The sequence below is a fragment of the Microvirga sp. HS2 genome, from assembly GCF_055792805.1.
Map to the genome: position 1 here is coordinate 378,706 of NZ_JBVVAJ010000001.1, position 15,523 is coordinate 394,228.

The following is a 15,523-nucleotide window of genomic DNA, read 5'->3' on the forward strand; positions in this document are numbered from 1 at the left end:
CCAGCTCGTGATCCCTTCGTGATTCGAGGCTTAAGGCACTTTCCCATGCGGCTGCGCTCCTCCACCATCGTTCTCGTGCTTGCCCTCTGCTCGGGCGTGGCTCTGGCGCAGACGCCGCCCGCGAGCACGCCTTCGGCCGATCCGGCCCCCGCCCCGGCGGCTCCCGCGGCTCCCGCGGCCCCCGCGAAGCCAGAGACGGCGCCCGCGAGCCCGGCTCCTCAAGCCGCTCCGGCCGCCCCCGCCCCGGAAACGCCGGCTCAGCCTCAGCCCCCCGCAACGGCGCAACCTGCGCCCACGCCGGCTCCGGCGAGCCCGTCTGCGCCCGCACCGGCCCAGCAGGCGGCCCGCACGACGCTCTTCCCCAATCCGAGCGACGCCACGGGCGTGGAAGAGGGCGTTCTGGTCGCCAAGCCCGCGGTGGTGCTGTCCGGCACCAGCACGTGGGACGAGGCCTTCACCAATCTCAAGAACGCCGTGGCCAAGCTCGACGGCGAACTGAAGAAGGCCGGAATCGCGCCCGCAGGCCGCCCCATCGCGATCTTCATCGACACGGACGACAATGGCTTCAAATACGAGGCCATGATCCCGATCGCCCAGGCCCCGGAGGGCAAGGCCGAGCTGACCCCCGAGATCAAGTTCGGCAAGACGCCGGAGGGCAAGGCGCTCCGCTTCGTGCACAAGGACGCCTATGATGAGATCGACGGCACCTACGAGACGATCACGGCCTATCTCGACATCAAGGAAATCGTCGCCAAGGACGCCTTCATCGAGGAATACGTGAGCGATTTCACGGACGCGCAGAACACTGATTTCGAGGTGAACATCTACGTTCAGCCGAAGTGATTGCTATCGATGATCGCTCTTTTCGATCTGGACGGGACCCTGACCGATCCTAAGGCAGGCATTACCCGCTCCATCCAATATGCGCTCGAAAGGCTGGGGCGCCCCGTTCCCGAAGCGGATGCGCTGACATGGATGATCGGGCCGCCGCTGATATCCGGCTTCACGACGCTTCTCGGCGGAGCCGAGGAGGCTCCCGAGGCTTTGCGTCTCTATCGCGAGCGCTTCAGCGATGTCGGGCTGTTCGAGAACGAGGTCTATCCAGGCATCCCGGCCGCGCTCGAGGTGCTCCGGGATGCGGGCATCCGTCTCTTCGTCGCCACATCCAAGCCCCATGTCTTCGCAAGGCGGATCGCGGAGCATTTCGGGCTGTCGCGGTTCTTTTGCGAAATTTACGGCTCCGAACTCGACAACCGCAACGCCGACAAGCGTGACCTGATCCGGCACATCCTCGACAGGGAGCGTTTCGAGCCAGCGGAAGCGGTCATGATCGGCGATCGCGAGCACGATGCCATCGGCGCGCGGAGCAACGGTATTCCGGCCATCGGCGTCACCTGGGGCTATGGATCGCGGCAGGAGCTGCTCAAGGCCGGAGTTGCCCGCCTGGTGGACGAGCCGGGAGATCTCGAAGAGGCGATCGTCACCCTGATGGAATCCACGCCTCGCCGGGCCGAAGAGGCCTGAACCGATCCTCGGGAAGCTCCACCGCCCGCAAAGCCGCCGCCAGTTCCTGCGGCGGCTCGTCGATGCCCTCGTTGGTGAGGCGGAAGGTGCCCCAATGGTGGCCGAACGCCTGGTTCGGCTCGATGATCCGGAATACCTTCACCGCGTCCTCGGGATTCATGTGCTGCGGCTCCATGAACCAGCGCGGCTCATAGGCGCCGATGGGCAAATGGGCGAGGCGAATGCGGCCGAAACGCTCGCGGACCGCGTGGAAGATCCGGCCGTCGCCGAAGCCCGTGTCGCCAATATGGTAGATCGTGCCCTCGGGCGTCGTGAGCAGATAGGCGCACCAGAGCGCCATGCGGCGATCGTTGATGCCGCGCGCCGACCAGTGATAGGCGGGCTCCAGATGCGCGACAACGCCATGGCCGAGATCCACCGACCCGCCCCAATCCCGGGTCTCGACGACGATCTCCGGATGGCCCGCCCGGATCACCGCATCGTTGCCGAGCGGCGCGACGAAGCGGGGCCGGTGACGGTGCCAGAGCCGTCCGAGAGCGTCGATGTCGAGATGGTCGTAATGATTGTGGGTGATCAGCACCGCGTGAATCTGCGGCAGATCCTCGAACGCGATGCCGGGCGGATTGACCCGTTTCGGCCCCGAGAAGGAAACCGGGCTCGCCCGCTCCGAGAAGACCGGATCGATGAGAATGTTCAGGCCCGCCACCTGGATCAGGAACGAGGCATGGCCGATGAGGACCGTCCGCAGGCCTTTGACCGCGGCGGGAGGCTGGTCCCGAAAGGGGCTCGGAAAGGTCTCCGGCCATTCCTTCCTGCCGCCGCCGAGCTGCCAGCGCAGCAATTCGACGAAGCCCTTGTCCTGAGGCTGGCTGGGCGAGAAGAACCGCACCCCGTCAAAATGGTCGGTGACGGGTCCCTGGTAATAGCGGTTCGTGGCGCGGGCCGCCGTCATCCAGCCGACGATCCCGGAGGCCGCGAGGGCGGGGACGCTCAATGTTCTCAGCAGGCTGCGGCGATTCATGATCATCTTTGATGCAGGCGGAGCTCTTAAAGCATGGGGATCGAGATTTCCTGCGGCAAGTCCTGCCGGAACCAGGGCTTTTCTGCTCTTTTCTTGACTCTGCGCTCCCTTTCCTCTATCGCCTGACCGCAAATCTGTAGAGCGAGCCCTTTGAGCCGCCGACCAGCCCGAGAGGCTGGAGGTCAACGTCCGACAGCGCGATGCGCCCTCGGGCGCGTTTCTCTTTGGGTCTTTCTCTCGCCCGTCATGGCCGGGCTTGTTCCGGCCATCCACGCCTTCGCCTCGTGCTTGAAGGAGCTGGATGGCCGTCATTCAAGCCTGGTCGCGACGAATGAGGATGGATGGATGTCGGAAGACGCATTGCGCATCGAGGACGCGGTCAACGAGACCTGCCCGTGGTCGGGAAAGCCGATCGCGGCGGATTCGCTCACCCTCTATCGCGGAGAAGTCGTCGGCTTCTGCAATCCCGGCTGCCGCGACAAGTTCGAGGCGGCAATCCATCACTTTGAAAAGGCCATTGCGGATCGCGATGTTCCTCTCATCGCAAAAGGAATTGATTGATCATGTTCGAAGGCCTTTCCGACAAGCTCTCCACGATCCTCAATTCGCTCACGCGCCGGGGCGCGCTGACGGAAGAGGACGTGAACGCCGCCCTGCGTGAAGTCCGCCGGGCGCTGCTCGAGGCCGACGTGGCGCTCGAGGTCGTGCGCTCCTTCACGGACAAGGTGCGCGCCCGCGCGGTCGGCGCGGAGGTCGTCAAGTCGGTCTCTCCCGGCCAGCAGGTGGTGAAGATCGTCCACGACCAGCTCGTGGAGATGCTGGGCTCGGACGCGGAGGTGATCAGCCTCAACGCGGTTCCGCCCGTCGGCATCCTCATGGTCGGTCTCCAGGGCTCTGGTAAGACGACGACGACCGCCAAGATCGCCCGGCGTCTGAAGGACCGCGAAAACCGCCGCGTCCTCATGGCCTCGCTCGATACCCGCCGTCCGGCTGCGATGGAGCAGCTCGCGGTGCTGGGCAAGCAGGTGGGCGTCGATACGCTTCCCATCGTGGCGGGCCAGACGGCGGTGCAGATCGCCCGGCGCGCCATGGAGGCCGCACGGCTCGGCGGCTACGACGTGGTGATGCTCGACACCGCGGGCCGCGTGACCGTGGACGAGTCGCTCATGGTGGAAGCCGCCGAAGTGCGCGCCGCCACCAACCCGCACGAGGTCCTGCTCGTCGCCGACGCGCTCACCGGCCAGGACGCGGTCAACACCGCCCGCGCCTTCGACCAGCGTCTCGGCGTCACCGGCATCGTGCTGACCCGCATGGACGGCGATGCGCGCGGCGGCGCGGCCCTGTCGATGCGCGCCGTGACCGGCAAGCCGATCAAGCTCATCGGCACGGGCGAAAAGGTCGACGCGCTGGAGGAATTCCATCCCTCGCGTGTCGCCAACCGCATCCTCGGCATGGGCGACATCGTCTCGCTCGTGGAGAAGGCCGCCGAGAATTTCGATGCCGAAAAAGCCCAGCGCATGGCTGACAAGATGCGCAAGGGCAAGTTCGACCTCGAAGACCTGCGCGACCAGCTCGCCCAGATGGAGAAGATCGGCGGCATCGGCGGCATGCTCGGCATGCTGCCCGGCATCGCCAAGATGAAGTCGCAGCTCGAGAACGCGAATATCGACGACAAGGTCATCAAGCGCCAGCGCGCCATCATCGATTCCATGACCCCCGCCGAGCGCCGCAATCCGGATATCCTGAAGGCGTCGCGCAAGAAGCGCATCGCGGCCGGTTCCGGCGCGAAGGTCGAGGACATCAACAAGCTCCTCAAGATGCACCGCCAGATGGCCGACGTCATGAAGATGATGGGCGGCGGCAAGGGCAAGGGCATGGCGGGCGCGCTCGGCAAGATGTTCGGGCTGGGCGGCGGAGCTGGCGGCATGCCTCAGCCGACGCCGGAGCAGATCGAGGCGCTGCAGAAGCAGATGGGCGGCAAGCTCCCCGATTTCCCGGGCGGCGCAGGCGGCGCTCTGCCTCCGATGCCGAAGGGCCTGCCGGGTCTCGGCGCCGGCAAGGTCCCGGGCCTTCCCGGCCTCGGAGGCTTCCCGTTCGGGAAGAAGAAATAGGTTTCGCCGGTCCGGCCGGTCCGGACCAGCGCAAGGTTTGATCACAGGACACAACAAGGAGTTCCCCATGTCCCTGAAGATCCGTCTCACCCGTGGTGGTGCGAAGAAGCGTCCCTACTACCGCATCGTCGTGGCCGATTCGCGCTCCCCGCGCGATGGCCGCTTCATCGAGAAGGTCGGCACCTACGACCCGATGAAGCCGAAGGACGATGCCGGCCGCGTCATTCTCGAGGTCGAGAAGATCCAGGCCTGGCTCGCCAAGGGCGCCCAGCCGACCGACCGCGTCCTGCGCTTCCTCGACGCCGCCGGCCTCCTGAAGCGTCCGGCCCGCAACAACCCGCAGAAGGCGGTTCCGGGCAAGAAGGCCCAGGAGCGTGCCGCCGAGAAGGCTGCCGCTGCCGGTGAAGGCGAGGCTGCGTAAGCACCATGACGAAGAAGGAGCGCTTCAACCAGCGCTCCACTTCTCCCTTCTCAAAAAACGAGAAGGGTAGGGGTGGGGGTGCCAGCGCAAGCCAGCCTAAGGGTGCGCTTACACCCCCACCTCCATCTCCTCCCCACAAGGGGGAGGAGGGCAGGGCAGCACCTGTCAGAAACGACCTCGTCCTCGTGGGCGAGTTCGGGCGCGCCCATGGCCTGAAAGGCGAGGTGCGGCTGAAAGCCCATACCGGCGATCCCCGGGCGATCGCCGATTACAGGCCGCTCCTCGGATCGAACGGCAAAAGCTATTCCCTCAAATCCGTCCGTCCTGCTCCCGGCGGCGCGCCGGATCTCCTGATCGCCATCGTCGAGGGCATCACCACGCGCGAGGCGTCCGAAGCCCTCAACCGCGTGCAGCTCCATGTCGAGCGCGACAGGCTTTCGCCGCCTGACGAGGAAGACGAGTTCCTGCTCGCGGATCTGATCGGGCTTACCGTCCAGACGGAGGAGGGCGAGATCGTCGGTACTGTCGTTGCCGTACCGAATTACGGCGGCGGCGATCTTCTCGAAATCGCGCCCGCGCAAAAGGGCCCGACGGCGTTTCTGCCCTTCACGAAGGCTTTCGTGCCCGTGGTCGACATCTCCGGAAAGCGCGTCGTGGCGGCGCTTCCCGACGACTTCTTCGAAGTTGGCAAGCCCGAACCTGACGAGGCCTAGCCCATGGATCGGCTCGGCACCCCGGACTTGGTTCAGCGGATCGACGGAGCTGATCAACAGCCGATCATGCAGATCGCTTTAGCGGGCGAGGTGATCAACCCGTGGCTGCCTGGTGCATGGCCCGAAGCGGCCTTTCGCTCTTCGGATGGAGATTATCTCGTTCTCTCGACGGATGATCGTCCTTATGAAGAGGGGCTGAACATTATTCTTCTCTCCTCAACGGGATGTTTACTGGATGTGAAGTCTATTGCACGTCCCTATGCGACAGGTCGCCTGCACGACCTTCGCATCGTTGATCCTCGAACGGTCTCTTTCTCTTTCTATAACTCTGACCTGTGGCAGGTGACCGTCTCACCGGGACCATTGAAGCGTCGCCCTAAATGGATTCCGCGTCTTCTGTGGCGAGGGCTCCGGGTGAAAAGGCTTGTCTCGTGATGTTCTCCGCCACCATCCTCACCCTTTACCCCGAGATGTTCCCAGGACCCTTGGGCCTGTCGCTCTCCGGCGATGCGCTGGCGCGAGGCGTGTGGTCGTTGGAGGCCAGGAACATCCGCGATCATGGCCTCGGCCGTCACCGCGCGGTCGACGATACGCCCGCCGGCGGCGGACCGGGCATGGTGATCCGCTGCGACGTGCTGGGCCAGGCCATCGACGCCGCCGTAAGGCCTGACGATCCGCGTCCGAAACTTCTCATGAGCCCGCGCGGCAAGCCGCTCACGCAAGCCTATGCGCGCGAACTCGCGGCCGGTCCGGGCGTCGTGATCGTCTGCGGCCGCTTCGAAGGCGTGGACGAACGCGTGATCGAGGCGCGCGGCCTCAGGGAAGTCTCCATCGGCGATTACGTGCTCTCCGGCGGCGAGATGGCGGCGATGATCGTGCTCGATTCCTGCGTGCGCCTGCTCCCGGGCGTCATGGGCAAGGAGGCCTCGGGGACGGAGGAGAGCTTCGAGACGAACCGTCTCGAATACCCGCATTACACGCGCCCCCGCGAATGGGAGGGCCGCACCATTCCCGACGTGCTGCTCTCGGGCAACCACGCCGCCATCGAGCGGTGGCGGCGGGAGGAATCGGAGCGCATCACGCGCGAGAGAAGGCCGGATCTTCTGGAGCGTACGTAAGGGCGCTCAGAACGTGGCGTTTTCGTCGAGCTTTGCTCCATATGTCCTGAGATATTTCATGCCCGTGTCGCACATCACGGTGACGATGGTGGCGTGAGGCCCCAAGCGCTCGGCGAGCCGCAGGGCGGCGATGACGTTGGCTCCCGTGGACGTTCCGGCGAAGAGGCCTTCCTCGCGCGCCAGCCGGAAGGCCATCTCCATGGCGTCCTTTGTCGAAACCCGTTCGATCTCGTCGGCGATGTCCGTCCGCCAGAGCGGCACCACATAGCCCGCGCCGATTCCGTCGATCTTGTGCGCGCCTGTCGGCCCGCCCGAGAGCACGGCGGATTCGGCGGGCTCCACGGCGGCGATGCGAATGCTTTTCCCGTGCAGCCGCAGCCCTTCCGCGATGCCGCGCAGGGAAGCCGCCGTGCCCACGCTCTGCACGAAGCCGTCGATCCCGCCGCCGGTCTGGACCCAGATTTCATCGGCCATCCGGTGATAGGCTGCGAGCTGGTCCCGGTTCTTCATCTGGTCGGTCCAGAAGGCCCCGGTCTCGCGAGCGACGACACCCGCCGCCTCGATCATGTCCTTGGTGAGCTTTTCCGTCATGCGCCCGCTGTCGCTGACGAGAACCTGCAGCGTCGCGCCGAGAATCCTCATGTGATCGAGCTTCTCCCTCGCGAAGGCATCCGACGTCACGACATGGAGAGGATGCCCCTTCACGGCGCAGACGAGCGCCAGGGACACGCCCGTGCTGCCGCCGGTATATTCGACGACGGAGCCTCCGTCCGGGAGGCGCCCGTCCGCTTCCGCCGCCTCGATCATGGCGAGCGCCATGCGGTCCTTCATGCTTCCCGTGGGGTTCTCGTTTTCGAGCTTCAACAGGATCCGCGCGCCGTTCGCGGGCACCACCTTCCGCAAGGCGATGAGGGAGGTGTTGCCGATGCGGTCCAGAATGCTCCGCTGCGTCTCGTTCATGGCCAGTCTCATGTCGTCATGGGCTCTGACGCCATGAATAGTCCAAGGCGTTCCGTCTGTCCGGTCCAGAATCCGGACTTCTCTCTCGCCCGAGGTCGTGCTAGCGCTCAGGCATGTCCGGCTATGGTCAGTTCTGTTCGGTTGCGCGCGCCCACGAAGCCATCGGCGGTCGCTGGACTCTGCTCGTGGTACGCGAGCTTCTGTGCGGCAGCCGGCGCTTCAACGATATCCGCCGCGGCATTCCGCGCATTTCCCGCACCATGCTCTCGGAACGGCTGCAGGAGCTCGTCCATGTCGGCGCCGTGGAGCGGATGGACGGGGAGCACGGGCCCGAATATCACCTGACCGAAGCCGGCCGGGACCTCGCGGGCCTCGTGAGCGCCCTGGGAAGCTGGGGCCAGCGCTGGCTGCCGCGGCAGGCGCAATCCGAGGATCTCGACCCGGAGCCTCTGCTCGTCGACATGCAGCGGCGCGTCCGGTCAGAGGCTCTGCCCGAGGAGCCCATGGTGGTGCGCGTCGACATCGCCGGTCAGCCGAAGCCGCATTTCATGCTGCTGAAGGCAGGAGAAACCGCCCTGTGCACGCATAATCCAGGCTTTCCCGAACCCCTCCGCGTCAGGGCCGGTCTGCCGGTCCTGGCCGCTTGGTGGCGAGGCGATGTCAGCTTTGCCGAGGCCCAGCGGATGGGTTTGACCGTCGAAGGCCCGAAGGAGCTCGCGCGGGCCTTTCCGACCTGGTTCGACCGATATCTCTTCGCTCATATCGACCCGGCCGCGCAGGCGGAACGTTGATCCGAACGGGCGGGTTGATAGGGCGGGGCCTTCGATCATAGGAGATCGAGATGGTCGGCAAAATCCTTCTCGGCACAGCGCTTGCACTCATTCTGTCCAGCCCGAGCTTCGCCGGGCCCTGCACGGAGCGGCTCGCCTCTCTGGAGAAATCCTTTCTGGCGAAGCAGGAGGGGGGCGGGCCCGCGGTGGACACCCCTGCGACGACGGGAGCCATAACCCAGGGGCAGGGCGTGAACGTCACGGCTCGCAGCCAAAGCGACCGTCAGGCCATACAGATGATCGAGCAGGCCAAGCAATTGGATCAGCAGGGAAAAGAAGCCGAATGCATGGACATGGCGACCAGAATCGGTGCCATGGCTCCGCCTGCCACCAAGTAACCCGATGGATCGCGTCCGTGAACGCCGCCGTGACCCGTTCACGGTCACGGCGGCGCGTTGCCCCGTCAGATGAGGCCACCAAGGCTTGCGGCGCTCGACAATTTCCCAAAACTGCTGTATAGCGCCCGCCTCAACTTAAAACAGGACGCCGAAATCCCGCAGGTCCGGGGCGAGCCCCGAGGTCATGCAACGGCAGGAGTAAGATCGATGAACATCATCCAGCAGCTCGAGCAGGAGCAGATCGCCAAGCTCGGCAAGAACATCCCGGACTTCCAGCCTGGCGATACCGTCATCGTCAACGTGAAGGTGAAGGAAGGCGAGCGCAGCCGCGTGCAGGCCTATGAGGGCGTCTGCATCGCCCGTTCCGGCGGCGGCCTCCAGGAGAGCTTCACGGTCCGCAAGATTTCCTACGGCGAAGGCGTGGAGCGCGTGTTCCCGATCTATTCGCCGAACGTCGATTCCATCAAGGTCGTGCGCCGCGGCGCCGTCCGCCGCGCCAAGCTCTACTACCTGCGCGACCGTCGCGGTAAGTCGGCCCGTATCGCCGAGCGCGCCGAGAAGAAGACCGAAGCCCCGGCTGCCGCCGAGTAAGGCTTCCGTTCAGTACGTTTTGAGAAAGGCGCGGTGTCAAAGCCGCGCTTTTTGTTTATGGCGACGAGCCCTTGCTGTGGCGAGCGCATAGTCAAAAATATTATTGCGCAGCGCGGCCAATCAGCTATGCGATACTTTCAAAGCGGTGTGCGTTCGGGACACCTTTTCCTCCCGCGCGGGTGCCGTTAGAAGACGCTCAAAGACCTTTTTCATTGCTGGAAGATACCCATGGCCAAAGCCCGCACCCTCTATGACAAGATCTGGGACGACCACGTCGTCGATCAGCAGGATGACGGGACGTGCCTTCTCTACATCGACCGTCACCTCGTCCACGAGGTAACGAGCCCGCAGGCCTTCGAGGGACTGCGCACGGCCGGCCGCACGGTGCGCCAGCCGCAGAAGACCCTCGCGGTGGTCGACCACAACGTGCCGACCTCGGACCGTTCGCAAGGCATCGAGGATCCCGAATCCGCGACCCAGGTCGCGACCCTCGCCCAGAACGCCGAGGAATTCGGCGTCGAATATTATAACGAGCTCGACACCCGCCAGGGCATCGTCCACGTGGTGGGCCCGGAGCAGGGCTTCACCCTGCCGGGCATGACCATCGTCTGCGGCGACAGCCACACCTCCACTCACGGCGCCTTCGGGTCGCTCGCCCACGGCATCGGCACGTCTGAGGTCGAGCACGTGCTCGCCACACAGACGCTGATCCAGAAGAAGGCCAAGAACATGCGCGTGATGGTGGACGGGCAGCTGCCCCCCGGCGTCACGGCGAAGGACATCATCCTCGCCATCATCGGCGAGATCGGCACGGCGGGCGGCACCGGCCACGTGATCGAATTTGCCGGCGAGGCGATCCGCTCCCTGTCGATGGAAGGGCGGATGACGGTCTGCAACATGACCATCGAGGGCGGCGCGCGCGCGGGCATGGTCGCGCCGGACGAGAAGACCTACGCCTATCTGAAGGACCGCCCCAAATCCCCGAAGGGCGAGGCCTGGGACGCCGCCGTGCGCTACTGGGATTCCCTGCGCACGGACGAAGGCGCCTTCTTCGACACCGAGATCAGGCTCGACGCCGCCAATCTCCCGCCCATCGTGACCTGGGGCACGAGCCCTGAGGACGTGATCTCGGTCGCCGGCGTCGTTCCGAATCCGGACGACATCCAGGACGAGAACAAGCGTCTCTCCAAGTGGCGCGCGCTGGAATATATGGGCCTCACCCCCGGCACGAAGATCACCGACATCGAGCTCGACCGCGTGTTCATCGGCTCCTGCACCAACGGCCGCATCGAGGACCTGCGCGCCGTGGCGAAGGTGGTCGAGGGCAAGACGGTGCACGAGCGCGTCAACGCCATGATCGTGCCCGGCTCCGGCATCGTGAAGATGCAGGCCGAGGCCGAGGGTTTGGACAAGATCTTCAGGGCGGCGGGCTTCGACTGGCGCGAGCCCGGCTGCTCCATGTGCTTGGCCATGAACGCGGACCGCCTCGCTCCCGGCGAGCGCTGCGCGTCCACGTCGAACCGCAACTTCGAAGGCCGTCAGGGCTTCAAGGGCCGCACGCATCTGGTCTCCCCCGCCATGGCGGCGGCGGCGGCGATCGCGGGCCGGTTCGTGGATATCCGCACTTTCGGCTGACAGCGATTTCTCAAGGTCAAAGAAAAGGCGGCGGGCCCTGCGGTCCGCCGCCTTCTTCATGCCCGGTGAGCGGGACGCTTAATCGACATAGACCCGGCGGCCACCGACCACGCGGCGGCAGATCTCCACCGGGCGGCGCACCACGACGCCGTTGGGACGCACGCGCTCACGGTATTCCGTGCGGCAGACGGTCCGGGCGCGGGCGGGACGCACGTAGCGGCGCTCGACCACGCGCTCGCGATAGACCGGACGGTCCTGGGTCAGGTGAACGCCGGATGGGCCGACATGCACGCCAACTCCCTGAGCCGATGCCGTACCGGCGCCGAGGACCGTCAGCCCGGCCACGGCCAGGATACCGAGAAACTTACCCATTGTTGCCTCGTTTCGAGTTACCTATTCCGAGAGCATCAACGGCAAAGCCCACAAGGCGTTCCATTGAGGGGAGCCGCACCTGAGCTTATGGTTTCGGAATTATTACCTCGGAAAGGACCGGTCATGAACGATGAGGAGCGCCAGCGCGAAGCCCGGGAGGCCCTGGAGCGCGTACGCCGCGACACGGAATCCGTGGGCTCCTCGGCGCTCGCCCGCATGAGCCGGCAGGCGCAGGAGCATTTCAGCGGCCGCGATGCCATCGGGGCCGGCGAGGACGGCGGCACGGATCCCATCGAACTCTGGGGGCGGCGCATCGGCCGCGCGCTGTCGCTGGTCGGCGTCGTCGTGCTCGGCTTGTGGCTTCTGATCCAGCTTGGCATGATCTGATCCCATGACCGATTGGGCTTCCCTCCACGCTCCCTCCCTCGCTGAACTCGAGACTCTGGCCGAAGCGGCCTATGCCCGCCTGCCGCGGGAATTCCGCGCGCTGTGCGAAGGCCTCGTCATCCGGGTCGAGGATTTTCCCGACGACGAGACGCTGGAAGAGATGGGCTGCGAAACACCCTTCGATCTTCTGGGCCTCTTTCGCGGAATCGGCCTCGCCCAGGGAGGCGCGATGATGCAGACGGGCCAGTTCCCCAACATGGTCTGGCTCTACCGCCGCCCGATCCTCGATTACTGGGCCGAGCACGAAGAGAGCCTCGGGGCGCTGGTCACCCATGTGCTGGTGCACGAGATCGGCCACCATTTCGGCCTCTCGGACGAGGACATGGAGGCCATCGAGGCGGAGGCTTCATGAGCCCGAATTTTTAGAGGATTCCTTCTGCAGGTATCGCCAGAGCGCAAGAACCGGGGCGGCCAGGGCAAGTGCGGCGACACTCATGAGGGAAAGGAAAAGCGACTGCGGCGCGAAGAGCGGAAAGCACTTTCCCGCCAGGCCGAGCGCCAGGAGCCATGTGAAAAGCATGGTTATCCCGATCAACCGGACAGCGATCTCCTCCAGGACAGCGGAAAGGATTCTGCTCAAGCACGACTTAATCGAAATAACATTGCAAACAGAGGGCTTCGAAGCAAGCGCGAACGAGGGACGGATGTCCCGCCCGCTTTTCGGTCTCTGTCAGAACATTGCGCCCAGCACCCGCCCGACGACAAAATGTTTGCCCAGCGCGACCATCGCGAGGCTAGTCGTTTCGCGACGCCTTTGCTAAGAGGCACTTCACAATAGCCCTTTGCCGCCTGAAGGAAGTTTTAGACCATGGAAAAGTTCACCGTGCTGGAAAGCGTCGCGGCGCCGCTGCGGATCATCAATATCGACACCGATATGATCATCCCCAAGCAGTACCTGAAGACCATCAAGCGCACAGGTCTCGGCACGGGGCTCTTCTCCGAGATGCGTTACCGCGAGGACGGTTCCGAGAACCCGGATTTCGTGCTCAACCAGCCCGCCTACCGCAACGCCCAGATCCTGATCGCCGGCGACAATTTCGGCTGCGGCTCGTCGCGTGAGCATGCTCCCTGGGCGCTGCTCGATTTCGGCATCCGCTGCGTGATCTCCACCAGCTTCGCCGATATCTTCTACAACAACTGCTTCCAGAACGGCATCCTGCCGATCAAGGTGAGCCCCGAGGATCTCGAAAAGCTCTTCGACGACGCCAGCCGCGGCGCCAACGCCACGCTCACGGTCGATCTCGAGAACCAGGAGATCCGCGGCCCCGACGGCGGATCGATCAAGTTCGATATCGACGCCTTCAAGAAGCACTGCATGCTCAACGGCCTCGACGGCATCGGCCTGACCCTCGAAAAGGCCTCGACGATCGACAGCTTCGAACAGAAGCTCGCCGAGCGCGCCTGGGCCTGAGGGTCCCGCATTCCGTCTTCCCTCGTCATGGCCTTCTCCCGTCATGGCCGGGCTTGACCCGGCCATCCACGTCTTCACGAGCCGCACCGGGTCAAAGACGGGGATCCCCGGCACAAGGCCGGGGATGACGGGCAGGAACCGGGATGACATCGCGGCGGCCTCGGCCCCGTTTCCATAAGTTTAACCAAATTGCCTGCAAGGTCGCGGGCATGAAACGAATCCTGACTTCCGCGATCCTCGGCGTGCTGTCGCTGGCCGCCGCTTCATCGGCCTCGGCCCAGTCTGATTTCCGCTCGTGCCTGTCGTCCCTGCGCTCCCAGGCCGCCGCCAAGGGCATTTCGGGCCAGGCCTTCGACGTCGCGACCCGCGGCATTGAGCCGGACCTGTCGATCCTCGACCTGATGAGCAACCAGCCGGAGTTCAAGACGCCGATCTGGGACTACCTTTCCGCCCTCGTGGACGACGAGCGCGTGCAGGACGGCAAGGCCGCCATGCGGCAATGGGGACAGGCCCTGGCCTCGGCCGAGGCGCGCTTCGGCGTCGACCGCCATGCGATCGCGGGTGTGTGGGGCGTCGAATCCAATTTCGGCAAGGACATCGGCGGGCGTCCCCTCGTGCAGTCGCTCTCGACCCTCGTCTGCTACGCGCCGAGGCGGAACGAGTATTTCAAGGGCGAGCTGATGGCGACGCTCAAGATCGTGCAGGACGGGGACATGGATCCCGCGCTCTTACGCGGCTCCTGGGCCGGGGCCTTCGGCCATACGCAGTTCATGCCGTCCACCTTCCAGCGCCTTGCCGTCGACGGCGACGGCGACGGCCGGCGCGACATCATGGCCTCGGTGCCGGACGCGGTTCACTCCACCGCCAACTTCCTCAAGAAGGCGGGCTGGGTGAAGGGCCTTCCCTGGGGCTACGAGGTGCGCCTGCCGCAGAACTTCAACCCGAAGCTCGCCGGCCGCAAGAGCAAGCGCCCATTGTCCTCCTGGGCCTCCATGGGCGTGACCCGTATCGACGGACGCCCGCTCTCGGGCAGTTACCAGGCCGGCATCATCATTCCGGCGGGCGTCAACGGCCCGGCCTTCCTCGTCACCAAGAACTTCGATGCGGTCTATTCCTACAACGCCGCCGAATCCTACGGGCTCGCCATCGCGCTCCTGGGCGACCGTCTGAAGGGCCTGCCGGGGATCCAGGCCACGTGGCCGACGGACGATCCGCCGCTCTCCCGCGCCCAGCGCCGCGAGCTGCAGAGTCTGCTCGCCGCCCGCGGCTACGACATCGGCGAGGTGGACGGCAAGATCGGCTCCAAGACCCGCGAGGCCATCAAGGACGTGGAGCGCCGGATCGGTCTCGAGCCGCGCGGACGTCCCGGCGGCAAGGTGCTGGAAGCACTGAGGGGATGAAGCCGTGACGCCGGGGGCCTTGCTGCTGTTCGTTCCCGCGTGCTTCGCGCTCAACATGGCGTTCGGGCCCAACAACCTGCTCTCCCTGACCTATGGGCTGCAGGAGGGAGTCCGCACCGCCGTGATGGCATCGTCCGGCCGCCTCGTCGCCTTCGCGCTCATGATCGCCCTGACGGCGCTCGGGGTCGGAGCCGTGCTGGCCGCCTCCGAGACGGCCTTCTGGCTCCTCAAATGGGTCGGCGCGGCCTATCTGATCTGGCTCGGCGTCAAGATCCTCAAAGGAAGCGCCGCCATCGACGCGCCTGCGGCCCCGGCTGCGCGGCGGCCTTTGAAGGCCTTGGCCTTCCAGGAGTTCTGGACCGCCATCGGCAATCCCAAGGCGATCCTGATCTTCACCGCCTTCCTTCCGCAATTCATCGAGCCCGGTACCTATTGGCTCAGCTTCGCCATCGTAGGCGCCATCTTCCTCGCGCTCGAAGTGGTCGCGGTCTTTCTCTATTCCGTGCTCGGACACCGGCTGAACCGGCTCGCCCGCAACGGACATGTGTTCGGCTGGTTGAACCGGCTTTCCGGCGTCACCATGATCGGCTTCGGGATCGCGCTCCTGTTTACCAGGAAAGCGGCTTGAGGG

21 protein-coding genes are annotated in these 15,523 nt (G+C 65.2%); 17 read left to right on the forward strand and 4 right to left on the reverse strand.

Translation table 11 applies throughout. The features are described 5' to 3' along the window. Positions 1-45: 45 nt before the first annotated feature. Positions 46-843 (forward strand): GyrI-like domain-containing protein, encoded by a 798-nt coding sequence (locus tag ACS5Q0_RS01765; protein ID WP_473124871.1) that lies wholly within the window; start codon positions 46-48, stop codon positions 841-843. A 9-nt stretch (positions 844-852) separates the two neighbouring features. Continuing rightward, positions 853-1,524, forward strand: a complete 672-nt coding sequence (locus tag ACS5Q0_RS01770) for an HAD family hydrolase (RefSeq protein WP_473124872.1) — start codon at positions 853-855, stop codon at positions 1,522-1,524. Here ACS5Q0_RS01770 and ACS5Q0_RS01775 read toward each other — a convergent pair. Next, positions 1,481-2,545: an MBL fold metallo-hydrolase gene (locus tag ACS5Q0_RS01775; RefSeq protein WP_473124873.1), complete on the reverse strand. Its 1,065-nt coding sequence runs from the start codon at positions 2,543-2,545 to the stop codon at positions 1,481-1,483. The two genes, ACS5Q0_RS01770 and ACS5Q0_RS01775, sit on opposite strands and share 44 nt — an antisense overlap. Positions 2,546-2,890: 345 nt before the next feature. On the opposite strand from ACS5Q0_RS01775, the gene ACS5Q0_RS01780 reads away from it, so the two are divergent. The 6 genes from ACS5Q0_RS01780 to trmD all read left to right on the forward strand — a co-directional run bounded on the left by ACS5Q0_RS01780 (position 2,891) and on the right by trmD (position 6,908). Then, on the forward strand, positions 2,891-3,106 hold the full coding sequence (locus ACS5Q0_RS01780) for a glutathione S-transferase (RefSeq protein ID WP_473124874.1): 216 nt from the start codon (positions 2,891-2,893) through the stop codon (positions 3,104-3,106). 2 nt (positions 3,107-3,108) lie between these two features. After that, entirely contained in the window at positions 3,109-4,656 is a 1,548-nt protein-coding gene (gene ffh, locus ACS5Q0_RS01785; RefSeq protein WP_473124875.1) for a signal recognition particle protein, read from the forward strand. A 67-nt stretch (positions 4,657-4,723) separates the two neighbouring features. Further along, complete coding sequence (gene rpsP / locus ACS5Q0_RS01790) at positions 4,724-5,077, forward strand: 30S ribosomal protein S16 (RefSeq protein WP_473124876.1); 354 nt, start codon at positions 4,724-4,726, stop codon at positions 5,075-5,077. Positions 5,078-5,082: 5 nt separating this feature from the next. Then, complete coding sequence (gene rimM / locus ACS5Q0_RS01795; protein WP_473124877.1) at positions 5,083-5,790, forward strand: ribosome maturation factor RimM; 708 nt, start codon at positions 5,083-5,085, stop codon at positions 5,788-5,790. Between the two features lie 3 nt (positions 5,791-5,793). Further along, positions 5,794-6,225 (forward strand): hypothetical protein, encoded by a 432-nt coding sequence (locus ACS5Q0_RS01800; protein ID WP_473124878.1) that lies wholly within the window; start codon positions 5,794-5,796, stop codon positions 6,223-6,225. Then, complete coding sequence (trmD, locus tag ACS5Q0_RS01805) at positions 6,225-6,908, forward strand: tRNA (guanosine(37)-N1)-methyltransferase TrmD (protein WP_473124999.1); 684 nt, start codon at positions 6,225-6,227, stop codon at positions 6,906-6,908. The genes ACS5Q0_RS01800 and trmD overlap by 1 nt, the downstream gene beginning before the upstream one ends. 6 nt (positions 6,909-6,914) lie before the next feature. On the opposite strand, the gene ACS5Q0_RS01810 is transcribed toward trmD, so the two are convergent. After that, positions 6,915-7,868, reverse strand: a complete 954-nt coding sequence (locus ACS5Q0_RS01810; protein WP_473124879.1) for a PLP-dependent cysteine synthase family protein — start codon at positions 7,866-7,868, stop codon at positions 6,915-6,917. Between the two features lie 113 nt (positions 7,869-7,981). Between ACS5Q0_RS01810 and ACS5Q0_RS01815 the strand changes: the two genes are divergently transcribed. From ACS5Q0_RS01815 to leuC, 4 genes are all read left to right on the forward strand, one after another. Further along, positions 7,982-8,659 (forward strand): winged helix-turn-helix transcriptional regulator, encoded by a 678-nt coding sequence (locus ACS5Q0_RS01815; protein ID WP_473124880.1) that lies wholly within the window; start codon positions 7,982-7,984, stop codon positions 8,657-8,659. Between the two features lie 50 nt (positions 8,660-8,709). Next, complete coding sequence (locus ACS5Q0_RS01820; RefSeq protein ID WP_473124881.1) at positions 8,710-9,036, forward strand: hypothetical protein; 327 nt, start codon at positions 8,710-8,712, stop codon at positions 9,034-9,036. 207 nt (positions 9,037-9,243) lie between these two features. After that, the gene (rplS, locus tag ACS5Q0_RS01825; RefSeq protein WP_473124882.1) at positions 9,244-9,627 is read left to right on the forward strand and encodes a 50S ribosomal protein L19; all 384 of its coding nucleotides are present in this window, start codon (positions 9,244-9,246) and stop codon (positions 9,625-9,627) included. A 228-nt stretch (positions 9,628-9,855) separates the two neighbouring features. After that, the gene (gene leuC, locus ACS5Q0_RS01830) at positions 9,856-11,262 is read left to right on the forward strand and encodes a 3-isopropylmalate dehydratase large subunit (protein WP_473124883.1); all 1,407 of its coding nucleotides are present in this window, start codon (positions 9,856-9,858) and stop codon (positions 11,260-11,262) included. Between the two features lie 78 nt (positions 11,263-11,340). Here leuC and ACS5Q0_RS01835 read toward each other — a convergent pair whose 3' ends face one another. Beyond that, complete coding sequence (locus tag ACS5Q0_RS01835; RefSeq protein ID WP_473124884.1) at positions 11,341-11,634, reverse strand: hypothetical protein; 294 nt, start codon at positions 11,632-11,634, stop codon at positions 11,341-11,343. Positions 11,635-11,757: 123 nt separating this feature from the next. Between ACS5Q0_RS01835 and ACS5Q0_RS01840 the strand changes: the two genes are divergently transcribed. Together ACS5Q0_RS01840 and ACS5Q0_RS01845 are read left to right on the forward strand one after the other, a co-directional pair. Next, positions 11,758-12,021, forward strand: a complete 264-nt coding sequence (locus ACS5Q0_RS01840; protein ID WP_473124885.1) for a hypothetical protein — start codon at positions 11,758-11,760, stop codon at positions 12,019-12,021. 4 nt (positions 12,022-12,025) lie between these two features. Then, a complete protein-coding gene (locus ACS5Q0_RS01845) occupies positions 12,026-12,433 on the forward strand; it encodes a metallopeptidase family protein (protein WP_473124886.1) in 408 nt (135 codons plus the stop codon). On the opposite strand, the gene ACS5Q0_RS01850 is transcribed toward ACS5Q0_RS01845, so the two are convergent. Then, positions 12,428-12,601 (reverse strand): hypothetical protein, encoded by a 174-nt coding sequence (locus ACS5Q0_RS01850; RefSeq protein WP_473124887.1) that lies wholly within the window; start codon positions 12,599-12,601, stop codon positions 12,428-12,430. The two genes, ACS5Q0_RS01845 and ACS5Q0_RS01850, sit on opposite strands and share 6 nt — an antisense overlap. A 288-nt stretch (positions 12,602-12,889) precedes the next feature. On the opposite strand from ACS5Q0_RS01850, the gene leuD reads away from it, so the two are divergent. The 3 genes from leuD to ACS5Q0_RS01865 all read left to right on the forward strand — a co-directional run bounded on the left by leuD (position 12,890) and on the right by ACS5Q0_RS01865 (position 15,520). Beyond that, on the forward strand, positions 12,890-13,492 hold the full coding sequence (leuD, locus tag ACS5Q0_RS01855) for a 3-isopropylmalate dehydratase small subunit (protein ID WP_473124888.1): 603 nt from the start codon (positions 12,890-12,892) through the stop codon (positions 13,490-13,492). A 209-nt stretch (positions 13,493-13,701) separates the two neighbouring features. After that, complete coding sequence (locus ACS5Q0_RS01860) at positions 13,702-14,892, forward strand: lytic murein transglycosylase (protein WP_473124889.1); 1,191 nt, start codon at positions 13,702-13,704, stop codon at positions 14,890-14,892. Positions 14,893-14,896: 4 nt separating this feature from the next. Beyond that, on the forward strand, positions 14,897-15,520 hold the full coding sequence (locus ACS5Q0_RS01865; protein WP_473124890.1) for a LysE family translocator: 624 nt from the start codon (positions 14,897-14,899) through the stop codon (positions 15,518-15,520). The last annotated feature ends 3 nt before the right edge of the window (positions 15,521-15,523 follow it).